17 protein-coding genes are annotated in these 23,075 nt (G+C 58.5%); 11 read left to right on the plus strand and 6 right to left on the minus strand.

Features of this window, described 5'->3' with window-relative positions; genetic code table 11:
• Positions 1-68: 68 nt before the first annotated feature.
• Positions 69-371, plus strand: coding sequence for a hypothetical protein (locus DRW39_RS19475; RefSeq protein ID WP_116108761.1), 303 nt, complete (start codon positions 69-71; stop codon positions 369-371).
• On the opposite strand, the gene DRW39_RS19480 is transcribed toward DRW39_RS19475, so the two are convergent.
• From DRW39_RS19480 to DRW39_RS19490, 3 genes are all read right to left on the minus strand, one after another.
• Positions 368-1,072 (minus strand): response regulator transcription factor, encoded by a 705-nt coding sequence (locus DRW39_RS19480; protein WP_116108762.1) that lies wholly within the window; start codon positions 1,070-1,072, stop codon positions 368-370. The genes DRW39_RS19475 and DRW39_RS19480 overlap by 4 nt on opposite strands.
• The gene (locus DRW39_RS19485; protein WP_116108763.1) at positions 1,069-2,370 is read right to left on the minus strand and encodes a sensor histidine kinase; all 1,302 of its coding nucleotides are present in this window, start codon (positions 2,368-2,370) and stop codon (positions 1,069-1,071) included. Before DRW39_RS19485 ends, DRW39_RS19480 begins: the two co-directional genes overlap by 4 nt.
• A gap of 77 nt (positions 2,371-2,447) precedes the next feature.
• Complete coding sequence (locus DRW39_RS19490) at positions 2,448-3,428, minus strand: PmoA family protein (RefSeq protein ID WP_116108764.1); 981 nt, start codon at positions 3,426-3,428, stop codon at positions 2,448-2,450.
• An 82-nt stretch (positions 3,429-3,510) separates the two neighbouring features.
• Between DRW39_RS19490 and DRW39_RS19495 the strand changes: the two genes are divergently transcribed.
• From DRW39_RS19495 to DRW39_RS19520, 6 genes are all read left to right on the plus strand, one after another.
• Positions 3,511-3,819 carry a rhodanese-like domain-containing protein gene (locus tag DRW39_RS19495; RefSeq protein ID WP_232830201.1) on the plus strand — a complete coding sequence of 103 codons (309 nt, stop codon included), beginning with the start codon at positions 3,511-3,513 and terminating at the stop codon, positions 3,817-3,819.
• On the plus strand, positions 3,816-4,226 hold the full coding sequence (locus DRW39_RS19500) for a rhodanese-like domain-containing protein (protein WP_116108766.1): 411 nt from the start codon (positions 3,816-3,818) through the stop codon (positions 4,224-4,226). The genes DRW39_RS19495 and DRW39_RS19500 overlap by 4 nt, the downstream gene beginning before the upstream one ends.
• Positions 4,227-4,271: 45 nt before the next feature.
• Positions 4,272-4,793: a DUF421 domain-containing protein gene (locus DRW39_RS19505; protein ID WP_116108767.1), complete on the plus strand. Its 522-nt coding sequence runs from the start codon at positions 4,272-4,274 to the stop codon at positions 4,791-4,793.
• Between the two features lie 21 nt (positions 4,794-4,814).
• On the plus strand, positions 4,815-6,017 hold the full coding sequence (locus DRW39_RS19510; RefSeq protein ID WP_116108768.1) for a hypothetical protein: 1,203 nt from the start codon (positions 4,815-4,817) through the stop codon (positions 6,015-6,017).
• Positions 6,018-6,256: 239 nt separating this feature from the next.
• Entirely contained in the window at positions 6,257-7,816 is a 1,560-nt protein-coding gene (gene dnaB, locus DRW39_RS19515) for a replicative DNA helicase (protein ID WP_116108769.1), read from the plus strand.
• A gap of 65 nt (positions 7,817-7,881) precedes the next feature.
• Positions 7,882-9,021 carry a hypothetical protein gene (locus DRW39_RS19520; RefSeq protein ID WP_116108770.1) on the plus strand — a complete coding sequence of 380 codons (1,140 nt, stop codon included), beginning with the start codon at positions 7,882-7,884 and terminating at the stop codon, positions 9,019-9,021.
• Positions 9,022-9,033: 12 nt separating this feature from the next.
• On the opposite strand, the gene DRW39_RS19525 is transcribed toward DRW39_RS19520, so the two are convergent.
• Positions 9,034-13,488 carry a gliding motility-associated C-terminal domain-containing protein gene (locus tag DRW39_RS19525; protein WP_198664952.1) on the minus strand — a complete coding sequence of 1,485 codons (4,455 nt, stop codon included), beginning with the start codon at positions 13,486-13,488 and terminating at the stop codon, positions 9,034-9,036.
• Positions 13,489-13,615: 127 nt separating this feature from the next.
• On the minus strand, positions 13,616-14,374 hold the full coding sequence (locus tag DRW39_RS19530; RefSeq protein ID WP_116108772.1) for a porin family protein: 759 nt from the start codon (positions 14,372-14,374) through the stop codon (positions 13,616-13,618).
• A gap of 65 nt (positions 14,375-14,439) precedes the next feature.
• Here DRW39_RS19530 and DRW39_RS19535 point away from each other — a divergent pair, with 65 nt between their 5' ends.
• Together DRW39_RS19535 and DRW39_RS19540 are read left to right on the plus strand one after the other, a co-directional pair.
• Entirely contained in the window at positions 14,440-15,501 is a 1,062-nt protein-coding gene (locus DRW39_RS19535; RefSeq protein WP_116108773.1) for a hypothetical protein, read from the plus strand.
• Positions 15,502-16,175: 674 nt separating this feature from the next.
• Entirely contained in the window at positions 16,176-17,132 is a 957-nt protein-coding gene (locus DRW39_RS19540) for an isopenicillin N synthase family dioxygenase (protein ID WP_116108774.1), read from the plus strand.
• Positions 17,133-17,164: 32 nt separating this feature from the next.
• Here DRW39_RS19540 and DRW39_RS19545 read toward each other — a convergent pair whose 3' ends face one another.
• A complete protein-coding gene (locus DRW39_RS19545; RefSeq protein WP_116108775.1) occupies positions 17,165-17,980 on the minus strand; it encodes a hypothetical protein in 816 nt (271 codons plus the stop codon).
• A gap of 321 nt (positions 17,981-18,301) precedes the next feature.
• Here DRW39_RS19545 and DRW39_RS19550 point away from each other — a divergent pair, with 321 nt between their 5' ends.
• Positions 18,302-21,424 (plus strand): SusC/RagA family TonB-linked outer membrane protein, encoded by a 3,123-nt coding sequence (locus DRW39_RS19550; protein WP_116108776.1) that lies wholly within the window; start codon positions 18,302-18,304, stop codon positions 21,422-21,424.
• A gap of 9 nt (positions 21,425-21,433) precedes the next feature.
• Positions 21,434-23,059, plus strand: coding sequence for a RagB/SusD family nutrient uptake outer membrane protein (locus DRW39_RS19555; protein WP_116108777.1), 1,626 nt, complete (start codon positions 21,434-21,436; stop codon positions 23,057-23,059).
• The last annotated feature ends 16 nt before the right edge of the window (positions 23,060-23,075 follow it).

Here is a 23,075-nt window from a genome sequence, read left to right on the forward strand (position 1 = left end):
GCGCGCCTATGGCCGTCGAAACAGTGTTAAGGTGATCAACTTCTCACCGTTTATCTTGTGTTTATGCCATGTTCGTCCTCCTGATCACCATCGTTATCGTCCTGTTTCTGGCGATGCTCTTTGTTAACCTTTATTTTCGTGCAAAGGTGCTACGGGCGTACCGCCTGCTGATCCGGGGGAGGGTCGAGTTTACGGCCGGGCAGATCATGAGCGAAAAGCGCATGGAAGAGGAGATCGTGCCGGCCTATCCAGAATATGCCCAGGCCATACGGGACTTTGGCAACAATCTGCGCCGGAGTATCCGGATGGCCACCGTACTGCTGGTACTGATTACGGTATTCGGCGGTATCCTGATGTGGTACCGTAGCTAATCGGCCACCGTCAGCGAAAAGCCCACCCCGTGTATGTTCTCGATTTTGATGCGTTCGTCTTCGCGGAGATACTTGCGTAGGCGACTGACGAAAACGTCAAGGCTGCGACCAAGAAAGTAGTCGTTCTCTCCCCAGATCCGCTCCAGTATTTCACTTCGCTCGAGCACCTCCTCCCGCCGGCTACTCAGCAACTGGAGTAGTTCGGCTTCCCGCCGCGTCAGGCGCCGCGACGAGTCGGTCTTTTTATCGGTCAGTTGGAGTTGCTCCGCGTCGAAACGGTACCGCCCGATTTGCCTGGGGTCAAAGGCGGTGGCGGCGGGCCTTACCCGGTTGCGCCGCAGGAATACGTCCACGCGTAAGAGCAGTTCCTCAATACTAAACGGCTTGGTGATGTAGTCATCGGCACCGAGACGCAGTCCCGTGAGTCGATCCTGCTCCAGGCTTTTCGCGCTCAGGAAGAGGATGGGTATATCCTGATCTTGTTCCCGGATACGCCTGGCCAGGGTAAAGCCGTCGACACCGGGCAGCATCACGTCCAGAATGCAGAGATCGTACGGAAGGTCTCCCGCCTCGATCACTTCCAGTGCTTCCCGCCCGGTTTCCAGGTGCACGACCTCGAAGCCGTTGATCTCGAGGTTATCCCGGGTCACGAAGCCCAGCCCCTCATCGTCTTCCACGTACAGTAAACGGGCTTTGCTCACGCGGGAACGGCTTTGGTGGAGGGGGCCAGGGGAAGCCGGAGGTGCAGGGTCGTGCCCCGGCCGACCTTACTCTCCACCCGGATATCCCAGCGGTGGGCGCGGCATATCTGGTGAACGTAGTACAACCCCAGCCCGAACCCCTTTACGTCGTGTACATCCCCGGTGGGAACCCGGTAGAACTTATCGAAAAGCTTGTCCTGGTGTTCCGGGGCAATGCCCGGTCCACTGTCGCTAATCGCCAGGTGAAGGTGTTCGTTCGCCACCCGCCCGATGACCGCTATGCGCGGGTCCGGACCGCCGTACTTGATGGCATTGTCCAGCAGGTTGTAAAGGATGTTAGTCAGGTGAAGCGGATCGGCCAGCAGGGGAAGGGGGCGTTCGGGTAATTGCCAGGTGAGGTGGCCGTGCTGCTCTTCCACCCGCGCCCGGGCACTGGCCAGCAGGGGGGGCAGTACGCTCTGCAGGTCTACCCGTTCCTGTTTGATTTCGAAGCTTCCCTTTTCGGTACGCGCGATCTGAAGCACTTTTTCTATCTGGCCGTTCAGCCGCTCGTACTGGGTGTAGATCAACTGGGCGTAACGACTCAGCCGGGGATCGCCGGCTACCTTTCCATCACGCGCCAGCACCGTGGCCGCCACCCGAATGGTCGATAGCGGTGTCTTGAATTCGTGGGTCATATTGTCGATAAACTCCTTCTGCATGTGGGCCAGGCGGCGCTGACGAAGGATGACCACTAAGGAGTAAGCAAAGAAGGCGACGGTCAGGAGGAGAATGGCCGACAGAAACACCACCAACTGCATTTTCTGCCAGATGTAGCCGGTGCGCGTGGGGAATTTGATCCCGAAATAGTACAGCAGGTCATCGTCGGGGGGCAGCGCCCGATCGGTCCGTGGCAGCGCCCCCGGCTGTAGGTCAACCTCGGCGTAGCAGTAGCCGCCGTAGGCCATTTCGTTGGTCGCGCAGTTGAAAATGGCATACTCGAAGTCGATGTCCAGGTTGAGCCGTTGCAGTTCCTGCTGCATAAGGTATTCCAGCCGCTGGGCGTTGATCTCGCTTTCGGTATTGACGATGAAGTAGTTGCTGCTCCGTTGGCGCACGATGTCGCGCTTGGGCAGGTCGGCATTGTTCTCCGCCGCCAGCTGACGGGCCACGCCGTAGAGCGCCAGCTGCGCCTTCTGACTAAATTCGGTATCGTTCAGGTCCCAGGTAGTGGCCACCCAGTACGTCTGCATACCCACGATGCCCGCTATGGCAACAACGCCGAGAACGATGACCCGCCTGATTACGTGGCTGTGCATGGTGTCCAATTTCGGTGCGGCGGAGCGCAGGTAGAGCGTCCGTCCGGTAATTTAACACCCCATTCACAAGCATGGGTCTAACGGACGGGGTATTCGGCCCATGTATAGGACGCCAACTGCCCGGGCTCCGGCTCGCCGTCGAAGATCACGAAACGGTAGCGGGAGACGTAGGTTTCACCGGGAGCAATGGCAAAACCCTCCTCCACCACGGGTGTCACTGACAGGTAGGGCATGTCGGGATGGAGGCGCACGAACTGGGGAGCGCGGAAATTATCCGGGTGGGGAAAGACCGCTACCCCCGCGACTCCCCCGCCGTCCTTTGAAGACAGTTCACCGAAAATGGCGGTCCATTCGGGACGGGTATGGTTCCCGTTTTCGCGGTGCATGCCCGCACTGGTGAGAAAGCGGGCCTCTCCGGAATAAGCGGTCGTGTCGGAACCGTTCCATTCGGCACTGCCGCGCATGCCCAGCCCGCCGTAGGTGTACTTATCCAGGTAGAGGGTGTCGTCGGTCACGTTTGTCTGTTCGCTGCGGAGGTCCCACACGTAGGGTGCGGCATTGTCGTATACCCGGACGCGCCAGTCTTCGCTCAGGACCGCTCCGTATTTAAGACTCACTTGCTCGAGGCGGGCCCGGAACCCGGCAATGCCGTCGGCGGCGTAGGTTTCGAGGAGTTCGACGTGGCGGGCCGTGCCCGTACCCTGGTGCTGATTCCAGAAGTCGAGGTGCTCGCCGCGGAAGGTCGTGCTCGTCCAGGCGGTAAAGATGCCGTGCTGGTGCGTATGGCCTACCGGAAAATCATCGGTTACGAGCAGGCCGTCGGGACTGTATACCGGATGAATGAATCCGCTGCGGGTATAGTAGGCGGGCAGGCTATCCGGGAAGCGGTAATGGGGGAGCTGTGGCGCGAGGGCATAGCTCAGTACCGGCCGGCCGTCGATTCGGATGGTTAGCTCCTCCTCCAGCGCATCCAGGGTAATACGGTCGTTGTCGCGCACGGATCCGCAAGCCGCCCACCAAAAGAATGCTACCGTGGCTAAGCCCATGACTGTTCTCATCGGTTATCTTTATACCTCCGGACCAAAATAAGCCCCCGTGCAAGAATCACCTCCCTCGTGCCCCATACCTCGCTGGCAGTTATTGAAACAAGAACTGAAAAACGTCGGTCCGGAAGAATTCGATTACCTGCGCTCCGCCGCAAAAAAGGGCACGCTGCTGGACGTACGCAGCGAAGATGAATTTGCCGACTACCACCTGGAAGGCGCCCGCAATATGAATTACTTGGGGCCAAATTTCCTGGAGCAGATGGACCAACTGGATCCCGAGGAAACTTACCTGGTTTATTGCCGCAGCGGCCGCCGGAGCGTTCGGGCCTGCACCCTGATGAAGAACGCGGGACTTAAAAATCTAATCCACCTCGACGGGGGTATCAATGCCTATTCCGAATGAAATTTTTACTTGCCTTCCTCCTGTGCGCCAGTCTGTTTGCCTGCGGGCAAACTGCTGAACCGGGTACCACCGCTCCCGACGCCGACACACCGGCGGTCTCTGCCGACACGTACGGGCAACTCACGCCCGAGGAATTCGCGAAGATGATGGACGACGAAAACGTGGTCCTGCTGGACGTGCGTACGCCACGGGAAACCGCCGAAGGCGTTATCGACGGTGCGGTGGAACTGGACTTCCGCGATCCGGACTTTGCCAGCAAGCTCGCCGAGCTGTATAAGGAGCCGACCTACCTCGTGTACTGCGCCGCCGGCGGGCGCAGCAACCAGGCCTGCGAGATGATGACGGAGGCCGGCTTCGAGCGGGTGTATAACCTCGATGGCGGCTATACCGCGTGGACCGGCCGCTGACCCGAACATCCCCCCGGATTCGCTGCTTAGTCTGGTAAAGGAAAAATGGAAAACTGGCTTACCGCACCCTGGGACGTCTTGTTGAAAACGGCCGCTACGGCTATCGCTGTTTTTATCATCATTGTCGTCTACGCCCGCATTACGGGGTTGCGGACCTTCGCGAAAATGTCCAGTTTTGATTTCGCGGCCACCATCGCCATCGGCTCGATACTGGCGAGCGTGATCATGGGTACCGATACCTCCATCATGAAGGCCGCCGTGGCGCTGGCGACGATCCTTGTCTTCAAGCAGGTGTACACATCCATCAAACTGAAGAGCGACGCTTTCGAAAACCTGGCCGAAAACAGTCCGATCCTGCTGATGGACGGGTCGACCATTTTGTACGATAACCTGAAGCAAACGAACGTCAGCGAATCTGACCTGATTGCTAAACTGCGGGAGGCGAACGTGATCCGAATGAGTCAGGTCATGGCGGTGGTCCTGGAGACGACGGGGGACATATCGGTCCTGCACCAGGAGGGAGACGAGGCAATAGACGATATCCTGCTATCGGGCGTGCAGCGCTAGGGAGTTGCTACCTTTGCCCGCATGGGCGATTACCGGATACAAGCGACCGAGGAATGGAAAGACTGGCACCAGGTACTGGATACCGTATACGCCGGTAACCCCCAGTACGTCTATCCCCTGCGGGGGGACATTGAGGATATACTCAGCAGCAAGAATGGGGCCTACCGGAGTGGCAATCTCCGGCGGTGGGTGGCTTACCGGGGTAAGCAACCGGTTGGCCGGATTGCCGCCTTTATCGACGAAGGCCGCAACGAACAACTCAGCCTTCCGGCGGGGGGCATTGGCTTTTTTGAAAGTATCGACGACGCCGAGGTGGCCGGTCTTCTTTTCACCGCCGCCGAAGATTACCTCCGGGAGCGAGGCATGCAGGCGGTTGACGGACCCATCAATTTCGGGGAGCGCGACAAGTTTTGGGGACTGCTGGTGCGGGGTTGGTACCGCCCGATCTACCAGGAGACATATAACCCGCCCTATTATCAATCCTTTTTCGAAAGCCACGGCTACCAACCCCACGAACAGTGCCTGACGATGCGGGGCGTCGTAGCGGAATTTCCCGGTGAGCGTTTGGGTAAACTGGCGGCCCGGGTCCGGGAGCGCTACGGGCTATACACCGAGCAAATCCAAGCGAATAACCTGCGAAAAGGAGCGGAGGATTTTGCCGAGGCCTACAACGCCGCCTTCAACCACTGGCCCTACTTCAAGCCGCTGACGGGCGACGATATCTACCCCACCTTCCAGCAGATGAAGCCCATCATGGATCCGCACCTGACCTGCATCGCGTACAATAAGGAAGGAAGACCCATCGGACTGGCCGGCTTGATTCCGGATATTAACTGCTTCCTCGGCGGCGTCAACGGGAAACTGAACTGGCTCGGCTTACCTAAATTTTTGTACCGCCTCAAGTTTCAGAAGCAACCCCGCAACTGTAAGGGGATTGCCTTCGGCATCGCCCAGGAATACCAGCGCCAGGGAGTGTACCCCCTGATGGTCGATGCCATGTTCCAGAGCGGCGACCGCCACACCAGCCGTACCTACCGCTACGTGGATATGGCCACCATACGGGGACACAACAAGCTTATGGTGGATACCTGCCGGCAGATGAATACCGAAATCCACCGGGTGCACGTCGCCTACCGCAAAGCCCTTACGGAGGAGGCCGAATGGGAGCCCTTCGAGATGATGGACGTGAGCGGGGTGGAGATGGGAACGTATGGTAGTAAGTAGTCGGCTGGCTTCTCCATCCGGGGTAGGGGGTTAGGGACAAGGGATAGCGGGTAGGGTATAAAATTAGCGGACGGGATAGCAGGCCGTCGTGCGATGAACGGGAGTTGTCCGCCGACTGCCTATTCGCTATACCCTACCCCCCCCTGTGTATAACCGCGACGTTTTCCACAACTATATCTTTTTCTCCACAGCCTTTTCAACAACAATTTGTTAGAAAAACGGACTACCTTTGATCTACAATGGCTAAGGATAAAAAATACGACCGCAGGAACAATGGCAATGGTAACGGCTATGTCGCTACCGCCTACAGCAACCGCTCCCGGCTGGACGAGGCGAACCTGCCGGCGTATAGCAAGCTGCCGCCCCAGGCACCGGACCTGGAAGAGGCCATTCTGTCCGCCATCCTGATTGAAAAGGAGGCCATGACGAAGGTTCTCGACATCATCTCGTCCGAGTCCTTTTACAAACCCGCCCACCAGGCCATTTACCGCAGCATGCGCCGGCTTTTCGAGCGCAGCCAGCCGATCGACCTGCTCATGGTGGTGGAGGATCTGCGGAAGAACGAGGAACTGGAGGTCGTAGGCGGAGCGGCCTACCTGGCCCAGCTCACGAGCAAGGTGACCAGCTCGGCCAACATCGAGTACCACGCCCGGATCGTAACCGAGAAGTTTATCCAGCGGGAGCTGATCCGCACCAGTACCGAGATCATCAAGGACGCCTACGAAGACAGTACGGACGTGCTCGACCTACTCGACAAGGCTGGCAATTTCGTATTCGAGATCACCGAGCGGAACATGGGTAAGCAGGTAGCCGATATGGGCACCCTGGCCAACCAGTTGCTCGATCAGCTGACGATGCTGCGGGAGAAAGAGGACGGCCTTACCGGTATCCCTACGGGCTTCACCGAACTCGACCGACTCACCTCCGGCCTGCAGCCGTCTGACCTCATCATTGTTGCCGCCCGCCCCGCCATGGGTAAGACGAGTTTCGTGCTTTCGATGGCCCGCAACGCGGCCGCGGAGTACGGACACGGAGTAGCCGTATTCAGCCTGGAGATGAGCGCCGCCCAGTTGGCCGGCCGGATCTTCAGCCAGGACGCGGAGGTGAACGGACAGAAGATGCGGAACGGAAAGTTCACCGAAGACGAATGGTCGCGGCTAGTCAACGCCATGAACCACATCGGTGAGGCCCCAATCTACATCGACGATACCCCGGGCATCAACGTTTTCGAACTGCGCGCCAAGTGTCGTCGCCTCAAGCTCGAAAAAGGGATCAGCATGGTCATCATCGACTACCTGCAGCTGATGTCCGGCAGTGGGGAAGGAAATAAGGGTGGTAACCGGGAACAAGAAGTATCCGCCATCAGCCGGTCGCTGAAGGGCCTGGCCAAGGAACTGGAGGTTCCCGTTATAGCCCTGTCCCAGCTAAGCCGGGCCGTAGAGACGCGGGGCGGGGATAAGCGCCCGCAGCTCAGTGACTTACGCGAAAGCGGAAGTATTGAACAAGACGCCGACATGGTCATGTTCCTATACCGCCCGGAATATTATAAAATCACCGAGGACGAACAGGGAAACAGCCTCGTCGGGGTAGCGGAGATCATCGTAGGGAAAAACCGTCACGGTGAAGCCCGCGATATTCGTCTACGCTTCGACAGCGACTTTGCCCGCTTCAGCGATCTCGACGACCCGGATTTTGACTTGCTGCCCTCCAATGCCATCACCGGCGGTCAACCCCAACAGCCCTACGGCGGCGGTACATTACCGAGTAAGATGAATACGGACGACGACATCCCGTTCTAACCCGCACCCCGCACCCCGCAACTCCCCTCCCACGCGTATCTTACCCAGGCACCCAAGCCTCCGGTATGTCCCTTTACCAAGATTTCGTTTACTGGCTGACCACGCAGCCGACCAACTACCTGCTCCTACTGGCCATCATCGGGCTGCTGTTATTTACGGTGGGGCTTCTCCTGGGTTACCTGCTCCAACGGGGGAAAACCAAGAAGGCGCTGCGCAAACTGACGGCCGCGGAGCGGGAAAAGGCGGAGCTGCAACAGAAACTATCGGCTGGCGATGAGGAGCAAAAAACACTGGCTCGCCAACTGGTCAAAATTACCACCGAGAAAGATGAGGTGCTCGTGCAACTCCGGGAAATGCGGGGCAATCTCGAAAAGATCAACGCCGAATCGCAACGCATGCAGGCCACCAACGAACAGCTCGGGGCCACGAATCAAAGTTACGCCACGACGATAGAGGATCTCAACGATCAGGTCATTGGCTTGAAAACCCGGAACGAACAGCTACTGCGGGGAAATGGAGCATCCCTCATCGTTACCGACGGGGAGGGACAGGAGCGGGCCGACGATCGGCTGGCGGCACTGGAACGCCGCCTGGCCATCCTGGAAGATCGCCTTGCCGCACCTGCCACCAATGAGGAAGAGCAAATCAATCTGGGTAAACCCCGACATCGGGTACGAATCGGAGCCCCCTCCGGGGAAGATGCTGGTCACCGCGACGATCTTACGCACATTAATACCATCGGTCCCTTCAACCAGGAACAGTTAAACGAGGCGGGCATCTACCGCTTCGAGCAAATTGCGGATTGGAGCGACGACGACCTGGACGACTACGCCGCCCACATCGGTTACGTGGCCGAGATTATGCGGGAAGAGGACTGGATCGGACAGGCGAGAAGACTCGCGGAAGCAGATGCACCTCAGCCCGCCAGCCACCGGACGCGCAGTGTGGATGCAAAGGATCTAACCGTCGTCAGCGGTATCGATGCCCAAGTAAGTCAGGTACTGCACGAAGCGGGTGTCCGCGATCTGCCGACCCTCGCCGCTACGCCCGCCGCCGAGCTTCAGGCCATGCTGGAGCAGGCGGGACGCGGACTGCGCGCACAGCATACGCTGACTTGGCCGGAGCAGGCAGCTCTGGCGGATGCCGGCGACTGGGATACCCTGGAAGCTTTACAGCAGGAGCTGCGTAGCCGACCTGCCACCTGATCGCCCGCTATTCTAGCGAAGGACCGAAATCTCGCCCCGGTACGTCAGCGTTTCACCGTCGAGGAAGCTTACCTCCACCGTATAGACGTAGAGGCCGGTATTGACCTCCCGGTTATTCTCACTCTGGCCGTCCCAGATCACGGTACCGTCCAGACAGTTGACCGGCAGATTCTCAGCCTCGAACATCAGTCCGCCCCAACGGTCGAATATGCGCACCATCGGTATAGCGGTCACGCCCCGGCAGGCGAAGATGCGGAAGTCCTCGTTTCGCCCGTCTCTATTCGGGCTGAAGGCCGTGGGTATGTAGACATTGCGGTTCGCGTCGATTTCCACCAGGATGTCCTCGATGGCCTGGCAACCGTTCGGATTGGTGGCCGTGAAGGTGTAGTTGGTATTGCCGAGTGCAAAAACCGTCGGATTGCGAATGCTGTCGGACGATAGGTACGTATCCGGCGTCCAGGCGTAGGTATAATTGCCCGGCGGGCTCACCAGGGGGTTAAGTTGGACCAGGCTATCACCAAGTTCCACGATGATTCGGTTGGGCAAGTCGATTGTCACCTCCTCGGGCTCGTCGATAGAGAAAAACTGCTCGGCGGTACAGCCCACGGAGTCGAAGACGGTCACCGTGAGCTCACCCGCGAAAGCCACCCCCGGATTGCGAATCGGGATCAGGAAACCGTCGTTGTTCAGCATGTAGGTGAAGTCATCGATATCCGATGCCTGCCCGCCAAAGGCCGTGTCGATCATAACGGAAGTGGTTTCTCCGAAGCATAAAGGCTCTTGGATGTTTTCCACGGCGAAGGTGATCGGCTGCGGTTCGATGACGGTGTAGACCAGGCTATCCTGACAACCCTCCACGTCGGTTACGGTAACGCCGTACGTACCCGGAGCCAGACCGTTAGCTACGCCGTCGTCGTTATCGGAGACGTTGGAAGTCCACTGGTAGGGATTATCGGGAAAGGCATTGTTGTTGTTACTGCTCACGAAGACCGCGAGCCGGCCATCCTCGTCGCCGTTACAGGTGACGGTCGGCGTGGTTAGGTCCGTGTCGATGGACAAGACAAGGGCGTCCGGTTCCAGGATTGTCACCTGTTGGGTCGGAGCGATGCAGCCGTTGGCGTCCGTAATGTTGACTTCGTAGGTACCGGCCCCCACGCCACTGATGGTATTGCCGGTCTCGGGGCGGGCCGTCCAATTGAAGGTATAACCGGGGGTTCCGCCCGCTACATTTACCGTGGCGCTACCATTTTGTTGGCCGTTGCAGTTGGCGTTATCAATTACCGGAGCAGGAAATGCAAAGTCGGGGGGACTGGGGATCGTATCCGTAAACTGTTGCGGGCACAGGCCATCCGTGACGGTTACGGTGATGGGCCCCCGTGGCAAATCAATGACGGTGGCGTTCGACCGGCTGAGGGTGGTATCTCCGTTCGACCAGTAGAAGTCAAAGGTCGGCGTGGTGCCATCGGTCAGGCGCGCCGAGAAGGTCGCGGAGCCGTCCGTGGTCGACTCGTCCGGGCAGCTCACCGGTACCAGGCTGGTAAAGTCACCCGTAATGCCGATCGGCTCCTCCAGCACGAAGGTGGTGTCGAAGGCCGGTTGGCAGTTATTCGCGTCGGTGATCGTCACGCTGTAGGTGCCGGCACTGAGTCCGTTCACGTTACTCGCGGTAGTACTCACGCCGTCGATGGACCAGTCGTAGCGGTAGGGGCGCGTTCCACCGGATGGGTAGAGGAAAATGCTGCCGTTATCGTCGCCCAGGCAGACCGGGGAGATGACGTTAGCGCTATCCAAAGCGACGAGGCCGGGGCTGGCCACCTCGCCGATGGCCTGGGATACGCAGTTGTTGGTGATGGTCGCTTCGAACAGGTAGAAGCCAACCTCCAGGTCCGCGCTGGTTCGTACGCCGATGTCGACCTGATCGCCTATGGTGCCGTCATCGTTCAGGCGGTACCAGACCGTTTCCGTTATGTCCTCTCCGGCCGGCGGGGTTACGTCGGCAAAGAGCTGTCCGTCGCTGCTGTCGGTACAGGAAACCGAATCGGTCTGGATGGGCGCGATAAAGGCCCGCGGTGGTGACGTAATACGGAAGGTGGTAGAATCCACGCAGCCACGGGCATCCGTGAGGATGAGGACGTAATTCGTATCCGGCTGTAGGTCGCCGATGAAGTTCGTGTCCACTACCAGGCTATCGAAGGTCATCAGGCTGTCGACCGGGTCGGGCAGGCTGTCGTTGCGGAAGCGAAAGGTGTAGGGGGCCGTACCGCCGCTCGCCACTACCGTCGCCGTTCCGAAGGTGTCCGGGCAGGCGAAGTTGGTGATGATCAGGTCCTCGATGAAGAGGCTATCGGGCTCGACGATCTCGAAGGTATCGGTGGTTACACAAACGGCGGGGTCCTGGTCGCGGACGGTAATGAGGTAGGTACCTTCCGTGAGGTTGTCGTAAACCAGGGGATTACCTACCGGGATGTTCGTAAAGTCTTGAATAACCGTACCATCTAACGAGGACAGCCGCGATTCGAACGGCGGCGTAGCACCCCGCGTACCTACCACGCTTCCGCTCACGGATAAACGGCCGTCTACCTCACCAAAGCAGCTAATGTTGCTGACGTCGACGACCGGAACGATTTCCTTATCGGTCTGAATTACGAATTCCCCCTCCAAAGCGCTCGAGGAGCAGCCCACGGAGTCGGTGGCGATTACGGTATAGGTTCCGGGTTCCAGGTCGGCCCGGTTGACGGTCCGGCCGGTAAGGGTTACGCCGTCAGAGAATTCGAAAGTGTATCCGGCCGCTCCGGGTACGCCGCCACGGGCTTCCAGCGTAACGGTACCATCGGCTGAACCCCGACACGAAGCGTCGTCGGTGGCCGGGGTACCGGCAATGATCACCTCACTGCGTGCTACCAGGCGGAACGATTCCGAAGGTTCCTGGCAGTTCGTGGTGTTGTTGGTAACCGTGACCGAATAGAGGTCGCCCGGCGTAACGTTGCGAATGGTATCGCCCGTCTCGCCGGTGCTCCATAGCACCGTGTAGCCATTTTCGGTGGGGTTCGTGATGATGCTCGAACCGGCGTTGATGTTGATCCGCACGGTGAGGGCATAATCGATACCACCGGCACACGATCCGTCGGTCACGTCCACGATGAAGGGAATGAATTGGTCGTCCTCATCAACGAATAAAAGCCGGGGGTTGGAGTTGACGACGGTGCCGCTAGCGTCCGTGGCCTCGATCTGGTAATTGCCGCCGGCGAGGTTGTCAAAAACGATGGCACCACCGTCGGTGGCCACCGTCAGGGTTTGCAGGAGGTTGCCGCCGCCGGAAATCAGGCGAACGGTGTAGGGAGCGGTCCCGCCGCTCACCGAAGCGGTCAGCATGCCGTCGGCCTCTCCGGGGCAGCTCACGGCCGTAATCTGTACCGTGCCCACAGTCAGCGAATTGGATGGCGGGGGCGTGGTACAGGCGGCGGTGTGATTAACCGTCTCCAAAACACCGCAGCCGATGCCGTCCTCGATGATGATGTCGTATATGCCGGGCTCGGGTACGCTATAGGTTACGGCGTCTCCGTTTGCTGGATTGCCGGAAGTGATGCTACCGGTTGCCCCGGATACCTGATTTTCAATCCTGATATTGTACTCCCGTGTAGCCCGCAATTCGCTGATGCCGCCGGATATATCGAAGCTTCCGAAGCAGTCGGTAGTGCTCTGAACGGCGTTTTGGACTTCGATTGGATTGAGGAATCCGAGCGCGACGTACTGATCCGTGCGGACATTCAGGCACTGTTCGCCGGTACCGGGCGTGTTTTCAAATAGGTACGATCCGTCCGGCCGAATGCCATTTACGGCTATCGGTGCCACATAAACCACCACCGGACCCGGGTCGCCACTCGGGGTGGGGAAATTTTCCTGTACGAACGGGGGATTAATGTTTTCAACTCGGAGATCGTAGTTGCCACCCGCAAAATCGACCGGGTTTGCTATCAGGGTAGTATCGCCGTTGAAGGGGGGCAGTCCGTTATCGAAGTTGCTTGGGTCACTGTAGAGATCGGCCACCGTTGGGCCGCTTTCGGTGGGGGGGGCCTTGTACAAGGCCCAAGCAACACCCGGAGGAGTGGCCGGATTGGGATCGTCGGGCACGATGACCGCCGAACTTTCATCGTGGTCTATCGTCAGTTCATCGCCGCGGCAAAGAAAAATGGTGTCGGAAGGAGAGGCCGTATAGGGAGCGGTTCCGCCAGGGGCAACCCCACCTAGACTATTATTCGCTAAATTGACGTTAGTGAAGCCAGCAATGTTCCCCGCGTCCGAGTTACAGGCGGCCTTGGCTAGCGCGGTCTTTCCCGCTGCGTTTCCGTCCTGGACAATTGGCGCGAGACGAAACTGAGCGGAGACCGAGTTACTTGCCGTCATCACGCCTCCTACCATCAAAATGACGTAAAGGAAGCGTTGCAGGCGTGTTGGTGTGATGTTCATAAGCATAGAAAGGGTAAAGCCGCCGGGGGCATCTGGCGGGTGCAACTCCGTAGCAACGTCGGTTTTTGGGAAATCATTGCACCTGCGCACCGCCGCAATTGATTAATGTCGCCAATAGGCGAATGGGCTAAAACATGATGCCCAGGATAATCACGATGTTTTTGAGCTTGGCGCTGCTGCTGTCCTCACCCGCCGAACGGCCGCTGCGCATAACCTCCGTGTTTTTGTCGGTGGTCACGTCCAGGAAGCCGGACTGGAAGCCGATCCCGCCAACCAGCGAAGAAGTCGTCGAGATGGCGTACTCGACACCACCGGCGAATCCCCAGCTCAAATTCAGCGGGTTGACCTCGGATCCGATCTTGAAGTTTTCACTGCGGTCGATACCGGGCACGCCTTCCAGGCTGCCCTTGGAACTGGTGTTGATGCCCAGCGCAAGGGAGGGGCGTACGAAGTAGCGGATGTAGCCGAACTCCCGGGTACGCAGCGTGAGTCCCAGGGGAATCTCGACGTACTGCAAGGAATAGTCGAAGGTCGCGCCCGTCAGGCTTTCGCGGCTCGGGGGGGTGGGGAAGGTTTCGTCCAGCGATTCCCGCCAGATGTCCACGTAGTCGAAGCCGTTGTCGCTGTCATCGTACCGTAGCGCTCCGCCGGAGCCGAAGTGAATGTTCAGGCCCGTATGAATGCTGTAGTTGTCCTGAAAGTAGTATTCGGCCATCAGGCCCAATTTTAGCCCCAGATTCGTACCGTCGCTCTCGATCAGGTTGTTGTCGGTGGTAAGGTAGCTGAAGGTCGGGCTCAGCTGAATACCCAGTTGGATGGGATTGTACTGGGCCGCGGCGGTCAGGGATGACAACAGGAAGAGGCAAGAGAGGATACGCTTATTCATTCGGTAATAATTGGGTATGCTAATCGTTGTCAAACGAGCGTGTTCACCCGGTGTTTATATATTCGATGAAAGTTAGCCTCACCTCCGTCCTTCTTTACTGCTTGGTCTGCTTCCTGTCAGCTTGTACCCCCGATGAGCCGCCTCCCCCCGACGTCAGCGATATTTCCGTCGATCTTGAGGTCCTCCGCTTCGACCGGGAGATCGCCGAATTGGATACTACCCGGCTCGGGGAGGAGCTACAGCGGCTCGACCAATCTTACGGGAGCTTCTCCGACGTCTACTTCACCCACCTGGTGCCCGTGCGGCGTGGGGATTTCAGTCCGGCGGAGGGCGAGCGCGTCCTGCAGGCCTACCTCGAGTACCCGCTCACCCACTTCGTGGATTCCCTCGTGGCCGAGCGATTTCCGGCGGGACAGGCGGGCGGCGGCGCGCAGGTAAAGGAGATGATCGGGAACCTGGAACAGTCGCTGCGCTACTACCAACATTACCTCCCTGACGCCCCCGTACCCGACACGCTCGTACTGTACGACACCCACTTCGAACTGGCCGCCTTCCTCTACGGCGACGGCGAGCTGGCCGCCGGCCTGGATTTCTTTCTCGGTCCCGACTTTGACTACTCCCAGGTCAACCCCGAAGAACCCATCTTCTCCAACTACCTGGCCGAAAGCTATACGCCCGCCCACTTCACCGGCAAACTGCTGCGCGTCCTCCTCGAGGACCGCTACCCACCGCCCCGCACCGGCCGGATGATCGACTACCTCCTCTACGAAGGCAAGAAACTCTACCTCCTGGAGCACCTGATGCCCGAAACGGACGACCGGATCGTCTACGAGGTCACCGCCGAGCAGATGGACTGGCTGCGGGAAAACGAAACGCCCATCTATGCCTACCTACAGCGCGAGGAGCTGCTGTTCACTACCGACGTCAACATGATCAATAAGTACACCCGTCCGGCACCCTATACGCCGGGCATGCCCCAGGAGTCGCCCGGCGGCGCGGTCAATTACCTGGGCCGGCAGATCGTAGGTGCCTACCTGCAACAGCATCCGGAGGTGACCCTACCCGAGCTGATGGCGATGGAGGACGGGCAGGCTATTCTGCGGGGGGCTCGGTATAAGCCTAGGTAGAAGGGTGATTTACGATTGACAATTCACGAATTACGATTGGGCTGCCGCAAGTGGCAGCTCGCTCCGCTCGTTACGGCTTGCCACGGACACCCTCAACCGGGGTATTCGGCCCTGGAAGGGACGCTTTCAACTGAGCGAGGTCTGTAGGGAGCGCACGCGACCGGAGGGCCTCGCGGGTTGATTTACGATTTGGCTGCCGCAAGTGGCAGCTCGCTCCGCTCGTTACGGCTTGCCAGGGACACCCTCAACCGGGGTATTCGGCCCTGGAAGGGAAGCTTTCAACTGAGCGAGGTCTGTAGGGAGCGCACGCGACCGGAGGGCCTATCGGGTTGATTTACGATTTACGATTGGGCTACCGCACGGGGATGCTCGCCTGTGGCTCGTTTTACACCGCAGAAGTTGCCTGGAGATGAGGGAGTAAACGAATGGGGAAGGGTAAATCTCTGTGGCACCTCTGTGATGCACGCAGTGCCGTCTGAATTCTGCAAGTATTTCAAACAGGTTTCCGCGACAATTGGTGTCCCGCTGTGCCTTTGCGGTTAAGTGATCGTCGCGCAGCGATTCCTGCGCCTACAAATTCACCTAACGGCACCACCCGGTTGCGACGAAAAAGCAAAAACCCCGATTACCCATATACTGTTAGGTGGAAGCAAACTAACCGCAAAATCACAGCTATGTCCGTTTCCGCCTCCCGTACCATACCCCTAGTCAACCTGAGCCAGTTTGAGAAAGGCGATAAAGAACAGCGCCAGGCGTTCGTCCAGGAACTGGGTACGGCCTTCCATAATATCGGTTTTGTAGGGGTGACGGGGCACGGCATCAGTAAAGACCTGATTGATGACTTCTACGTGGCCGCCAAGAAATTCTTCGCGCTGCCCGTGGAAACCAAGCGGAAGTACGAAGTAGAAGGGGCCGCCGGACAGCGGGGCTATACGTCCTTCGGTAAAGAACATGCGAAGCAGTCGCAGGTAGCCGATCTGAAAGAATTTTACCAGATCGGCCAGGAGATCAAGGACCGGAGCAGTAACCTGTTCGTCCCCAACCCGGAAGTGACCGAAGTGCCGGACTTTATGTCGCTCGGTACGCAGCTGTACCGTTCCTTCGAGGCGGCGGGGGGAAGCCTGCTACGGGCCATCGCGCTCTACCTCGGGCGGGAGGAAAAATACTTCGACCAGTTCCTGGAAGATGGTATGAGCATCCTGCGGGCCATTCACTACCCGCCCATCACGCAGGAGCCGAAGAGTGCCATCCGTGCGGAACAGCACGAGGACATCAACCTGATCACGCTGTTGGTCGGCGCCAGTGCCGGCGGGCTTGAGCTACAGAACACCGCGGGGGAATGGCAGGAGATCGTTCCCGAAAACGACGAGATCGTCATCAACGTGGGTGATATGCTGCAGCGATTGACGAATAACTACCTGAAGTCGACGACCCACCGCGTAGTTAACCCACCCCGGGAGCAGTGGCACGAGCCGCGTTTATCTATTCCCTTCTTTTTGCACCCCCGGCCCGATATGCGCCTTGACGTGCTGCCGAGCACGGTGACGGCCGATCGGCCCATCGCCTACGAACCCATTACCGCGGGTGAGTACCTGGACGAGCGGCTGCGGGAGATCGGTTTGAAGAAGTAGCCACCAACCGGTCCGCTTCCGGTGATCGTTGCTTAGGATCCTACTCCGGCGACCTTTCCCGGTTTGCCCTGTCGTTTACTATTCTTTTGCCGCTTAGCCTTTGGGTTCTTCTCTGATGGTGCCCTAGCCGGTTGGCTTTCAGTCTTGGGTGCCTCCGTATCCGCAAGTACGGGTTGTATCTCGCGTGTGGCTACCGGTCGCCCGGCTTTGACTTGCGGCGTCCGTACGGCGAAGATCGCCAGGCCCTTTTCCCTTGCGGAGAGGAAGGGTTCCAGGATGATGGGCTTCAGTAGCTCCTGGGAGGGCAGGTATGTGGGCCAGTCCCAGGTATTCACGTAGAAAAGCACCTGTAGCTGACGGCAAAAGCGATCTAACTCTTCATCCGCCAGAATGAGGTAGTCGGTAGGTTTCTTGTAGAGCAGGTCGGTCAGGCCGCCAAACCATCCTTTCGGTGCGTCTTGCAGACCGTAGCGTCGCCCGTCCCCGGCGAAGGCAGTAAAGATGCTGGAATCCTTGCCGTTACGGTCGAGGTAAAAGCGGAGCAGGTTTTGCCAGTTTTCCGCCGAGCCGGGCGTCTCGCTTTCCGCTTCGGCGGGCATGACGTCGCGGACGTAGAGCCGGACATAGGCGTCCAGTAATTTCCAGTGTTTCTTCGGCAGCGTATTGTAATCGAAGTTGCCTTTAAGGAGAATATCCTGCACCTCGGGGGTCAGCACTTTTCGTTCGGGGCGGTCTCCCTGCGGATCCGAGAGGAAGTTACGCAGTCTACTGACACCGATATGGGGGTCAAAAGCTCCCTTTTCAAAGCGGGCGTAATCGAAGGAGTACAGGGACCAGGAGGTAGTCATGGGCGAAAGTTCGATGGACCGTAGTGCGCGGCAAACACCGCAGCATCCGATCGCGGACACGGAAAGCTTCTATGCAGCTTACCATCAAGATGAAGGGGAGCTGCCCGGGAATAACGCAGAGCGACCGGTGGCTTGGTATCCCAGCGCGACGGAATTCAAAAGGAGGGAGTAGAATTAGCTGGGCGACTAGCGCCACAATATGTGTCAGATGACCAACAAACTGAGTCATAGCGTCTCTCCCCGGGAAAATTTACTTGCAATAACTAAATCGATTTAGTATCTTGTTTAGGCTTTACAGAAACTGGATCAATTTTAGTCGATATGCAAACATCTAATCCCCGTAAGGGGCGCCGTCTGCCCGGGCGGACGCTACCGGAGCGCACCGCTAACTTCCTCAGGCGCACCGCCTGTTGCATCGCTCTCTCCTTTCTCGCATGGCTTCCCCTTTCCGCTCAGGACGGTTCCGGCTTTCCGGTTAGCGGCACGGTAGTGGACGGCGACGGATTGGGCCTGCCGGGCGTCATCGTATATGAGGAGGGGACGAATACCGGTACACAGACCGACATTGACGGAAATTATAGCTTGGAGGTCAGTTCGGAAGACGCTATTCTGGTATTCTCCTTTATAGGAATGGAAACCATCGAGCGAACCGTAGACGGTCAGTCCGTTCTCAACGTCACACTCGCCGAAGGCGTTTCCACGCTTGACGAGGTAGTAGTCGTCGGTTATGGTACCCAGGCGCGCTCCCGGGTGGTGAGCGCGGTAGACCAGGTTTCCGAAAGTGCCTTCGAGGGGCGGCCGGTCTCCAACACGACACAGGCCCTGCAGGGGCAGTCGGCCAGCCTGGTGATCCAGCAGCGCAACTCCGAGCCCGGCGCGGGAATCAACATTAATATTCGCGGCATCAGTACCCTGGGTAACAACAGCCCCCTGGTTGTCATAGACGGCATCGTGGGTGGCGACATCAACTCGCTGAATCCGGCGGACATTGCGAACGTTTCCGTGCTAAAGGATGCGGGCAGCGCCGCCATCTACGGCTCCCGGGCCAGCAACGGCGTCATTCTGATCACGACCAAACGGGGCCGGAAGAATCAACAGCTCTCCATACAGTATAACGGACTGGTGGGTATCAATACACCGACCTACTTCACGGAACCGGTATCTGCCTTCCAGAATGCCCTGCTCCGCAACGAAGCGGCCTTCAACAGCAACGAGAGCGCAGCCGTCTATTCGCCGGAACAGCTACGGGAGATCGCCGAACGCGGCGACCAGGAGTGGTTCGCGAATGAGATAGTACAGGACGCCCTGCAGCAGAATCACACCCTATCCATCAGCGGCGGCAATGCCGCGACTACCTATCTGGTCTCGGCCGGGTACCTCGATCAGGAGAGCAACTTCGTCGGACCGGACCGCGGCGTTCAGCGGTACAACTTCCGCGTCAACCTGTCTACGGAGGTCGATCGCTTCAAACTGGCATCCACCCTGTCCTATGCCAAGCAGCGCATTCGCGACCATTCCTTCAACACGGCCACGCTGATGGTGGATGCCTTCCGCACCCCCCTCTACTACAACCAGAAGGATACGGCCGGGAACTACCTTACGAACGATGTCCTGCAGCAGTTCAGCCCGCTCGGGATTCTCGAGGCCGGCGGCTTTCGGCAGTACGACAATGACGATCTCTTCGGTACCGTATCCGGTGAGCTGGAGGTGGCGCCCGGTTTGCGGCTGCGCGGCGTCTTTGGCGGGCGGCTGTACATCAATAGCCAGTACGCCCGTACCCTGCGGGTAGATTTCCTCCCTAAAGGAGTGTACGGCGAAGACCAGAATACCTACGACGAGGTACGCCGTAACCTGGACCTCAACACCCAGCTAATTGCGGAGTACGGAACCACCTTCGGAGGGAACCACAATCTGGACGTACTGGTGGGCGTATCCAACGAAAACCACCAGGACCGCGGCATCGGCCTCTACCGCCGGTACACCGACCCCGACCTCGGTACGCCGACCACCGCGACGGAGATCGAGGACCGTAGCTACAATTCCAACCAAAGCTCTTCCCGTAACAGCCTGAATTCTGCCTTCGGGCGCCTGTCGTATTCCTTCGGCGAAAAGTACTTCGCGGAGTTCAGCTTCCGCTACGATGGCTCTTCCAAGTTTCGGGAAGACCTCCGCTGGGGCTTCTTTCCTTCCGTATCGCTGGGCTACAACCTTGCCAACGAAATCTTTATGGAGGGCTACCGGGAGCGCTTCGGTAACGTAAAGCTGCGCGCGTCCTATGGCGTACTCGGGAATCAGAACGTGGACAATTTCCAGTATCAGACCACTTATTTCACCTTTCAGAACGCCTACGTCTTCAATAACACCGGCGTTAGCGGGACCGGCTACAACTTTGCCAATCCGGATCTGCTATGGGAAAAAGCCGCCACCCTCAACCTGGGCGCCGACCTTGACTTTTTCGATCGTGGCCTGACCATCTCCGCCGACTACTTCAATAAGGTAACCTCGGATATTCTCGTGCCCCCGGCGGTCCCGGGTGTTTACGGCACCGATCTGCCCGATTTCAATGCGGGCGAAGTCCTGTCCCGCGGTTGGGAAGTAAGCGCGACCTACCGCCGCTTCGGCGATATTTTTCAGCACACCTTTCGCCTCAACCTGGGCGATACCAGAAACGAGGTACTTAATTTCCAGGGCGGCGAACGGCTGATGGGCGTGGAAGAACTGCAGGTGATCCTGCGGGAGGGCCTGCCGTTCAACTCTTACGTCGGCTTGCAGCGGGATGGATACTTCCAGAACGTGCAAGAGATCGAGGAGAGCGCCGTCCCGGAGGGCCTGACTCCGCTACCCGGCGACAATAAATACGTGGACCTGAACGAGGACGGCGTCATCAACGACCAGGATAAGTTCGTATTCGGCAATCCCTTCCCCCGCTTCACCTTCGGCGTGACCTACGCGGTCGAGGTGGCCGGTTTCGACCTGAACGTCTTCGTCCAGGGTGTAGGGAAGCGCACCATGATGATCCGCGGCGAACAGGTGGAGCCGTTCCACTTCAACTACGGGGCGACCATGTACACCCACCAACTCGACTACTGGACGCCCCTGAATACGGATGCACGCTATCCCCGCCTGGCTAACAACGGTACGCAGTCCATCACGAATAATTTCCGCCGCGGCTCCGACATGTACCTCTTCGACGGCGCATACGCTCGGCTGAAAAATCTACAGCTGGGTTACACCATCCCGCAATCCGTCACCCAGCGGATCGGCATGGAACGTTTCCGCGTCTACCTCTCCGGCCAGAACCTGCTCACCTTTTCCAAGGTCGGTTTCGTCGATCCCGAGCTATCGGAATTTGACGGAAACCTCAACAATAACAACGGAGCGAACAGCGGGCGCGCCTATCCCACCCTGGTCTACTACGGTGTAGGCATCGACGCAACCTTTTAAAAGCAAGTCATGAAGATCAAGCTATCCACCTATCCACAGCTTCTGCTCCTGGCTGCCTTCCTGGTAGTGTCGGGCTGCGAAAAGCTGGACCTCATACCGGAAAACACCTTTACGGACACCAGCTACTGGACCAGTACGGAGAAAGCCCAAACCTTTCTTAATACGGCCTATTCCCAGCTATTCAGCAGCGAACATTTCTTCTACAATGAGGCCTTATCCGATAACGCCTACAACGGTCGCGGCGACAATGCGGGCGCGGCCTCCATTGCCTCCGGCACCTACGACGCATCCCTCAACCGGATTCAGAACGAATGGAACGATCGCTACGCGGGCATTAAAACCTGTAACCTCTTTCTGGATAACGTCGATCGGGTTCCCGAGATGGACGAAGCGCTGCGCGAGCGAATGAAGGCGGAGGCCCGCTTTCTCCGGGCCTGGCAACACTTCATGCTGATGACCTGGTTCGGGGATATCCCGCTGCTCGACAGCGACCCTTCGATCGAGGAAGCACAGAATATCACCCGCACGCCCCGTAGTGAGGTGCTGGCCTTCGTGCTCTCGGAAATGAATGCCGCGGCCGATGTGCTGCCCACCAAGGAGGAATACGACGAAGCCGATCGAGGCCGGATCACGGCGGGCGCGGCACTGGCCACGATAGCACGCGTTCATCTGTACGAAGGCAATTGGCAGGAAGTAGTCAACTACACGCAACGGCTAATGAACGGCGAGGCCGGCAATTACACCCTGTTCTCATCCTATCCCGGTCTTTTTCTCCCCCAAAACGAGTACAGTGTCGAGGACATCCTCAGCATCCAGTACGTACCCGAATTACGCACGTGGGGAGAGTTTTTCGACATGGCCCCCCTCTCCGCCGGTGCCCGCCTCAATGCCCTGGCTCCGACGCAAGAACTGGTCGACAGCTACCTCACGCTGAACGGCGAACCCATCGACGATCCCGCCTCCAATTACGATGAGGACGACCCCTATACCAACCGGGACCCCCGCCTGGAAGCCACCATCGTTTATCACGGTTACGAATGGGAAGACAACAGCGGCACCCATACCATCTACATCGAGCCGGGTTCCGATCCGGACAATGCGGTAGATGAATACGCACCGGGATCCTCCGCCACGCCGACCGGCTATTATACCCGCAAATACTTCGACCCGACCTACCAGTCCGGGCTGAGCTCCGGCCTTAACCTCATGCTTATCCGCTACGCGGACGTTCTGCTGATGTACGCGGAGGCAAAAATGGAGCTCGGCGAATTCGATCAGTCGGTATGGGATCAAACCATTCGTCCACTGCGCGAGCGGGCTGGCTTTACCGATGCCCTGGCCCTGAATTACGACGGTTCGCTGGATCAGGTCGCCCTGCGGGACGTGATCCGCAACGAGCGCCGGGTCGAACTGGCAATGGAAGGTCTGCGCATCTTCGATATTCGTCGCTGGCGGATTGCGGAGGAGGTACTTAACGGCTGGGCGCACGGCGCGCGCTTCGGGCCGTCTTCCACTGACGATGGTTACTTGCGGGCCGATCTGCGCACCTTCGACCCCGCCAGGCACTACCTCTGGCCCATCCCCCGGGACGAGCGCCTCATCAACGATAACCTGGGCCAAAACCCCGGCTGGTAGACCGGCCACCCTATTT

Source organism: Lewinella sp. IMCC34191, assembly GCF_003390935.1.
GTDB lineage: Bacteria > Bacteroidota > Bacteroidia > Chitinophagales > Saprospiraceae > Neolewinella.

Coding starts and splice junctions, on each gene's coding strand:
- DRW39_RS19475 (WP_116108761.1), top strand. CDS start 69: ATGTTCGTCCTCCTGATCACCATCGTTATCGTCCTGTTTCTGGCGATG.
- DRW39_RS19485 (WP_116108763.1), bottom strand. CDS start 2,370: ATGCACAGCCACGTAATCAGGCGGGTCATCGTTCTCGGCGTTGTTGCC.
- DRW39_RS19490 (WP_116108764.1), bottom strand. CDS start 3,428: ATGAGAACAGTCATGGGCTTAGCCACGGTAGCATTCTTTTGGTGGGCG.
- DRW39_RS19500 (WP_116108766.1), top strand. CDS start 3,816: ATGAAATTTTTACTTGCCTTCCTCCTGTGCGCCAGTCTGTTTGCCTGC.
- DRW39_RS19505 (WP_116108767.1), top strand. CDS start 4,272: ATGGAAAACTGGCTTACCGCACCCTGGGACGTCTTGTTGAAAACGGCC.
- DRW39_RS19510 (WP_116108768.1), top strand. CDS start 4,815: ATGGGCGATTACCGGATACAAGCGACCGAGGAATGGAAAGACTGGCAC.
- dnaB (WP_116108769.1), top strand. CDS start 6,257: ATGGCTAAGGATAAAAAATACGACCGCAGGAACAATGGCAATGGTAAC.
- DRW39_RS19520 (WP_116108770.1), top strand. CDS start 7,882: ATGTCCCTTTACCAAGATTTCGTTTACTGGCTGACCACGCAGCCGACC.
- DRW39_RS19525 (WP_198664952.1), bottom strand. CDS start 13,488: ATGAACATCACACCAACACGCCTGCAACGCTTCCTTTACGTCATTTTG.
- DRW39_RS19530 (WP_116108772.1), bottom strand. CDS start 14,374: ATGAATAAGCGTATCCTCTCTTGCCTCTTCCTGTTGTCATCCCTGACC.
- DRW39_RS19535 (WP_116108773.1), top strand. CDS start 14,440: ATGAAAGTTAGCCTCACCTCCGTCCTTCTTTACTGCTTGGTCTGCTTC.
- DRW39_RS19540 (WP_116108774.1), top strand. CDS start 16,176: ATGTCCGTTTCCGCCTCCCGTACCATACCCCTAGTCAACCTGAGCCAG.
- DRW39_RS19545 (WP_116108775.1), bottom strand. CDS start 17,980: ATGACTACCTCCTGGTCCCTGTACTCCTTCGATTACGCCCGCTTTGAA.
- DRW39_RS19550 (WP_116108776.1), top strand. CDS start 18,302: ATGCAAACATCTAATCCCCGTAAGGGGCGCCGTCTGCCCGGGCGGACG.
- DRW39_RS19555 (WP_116108777.1), top strand. CDS start 21,434: ATGAAGATCAAGCTATCCACCTATCCACAGCTTCTGCTCCTGGCTGCC.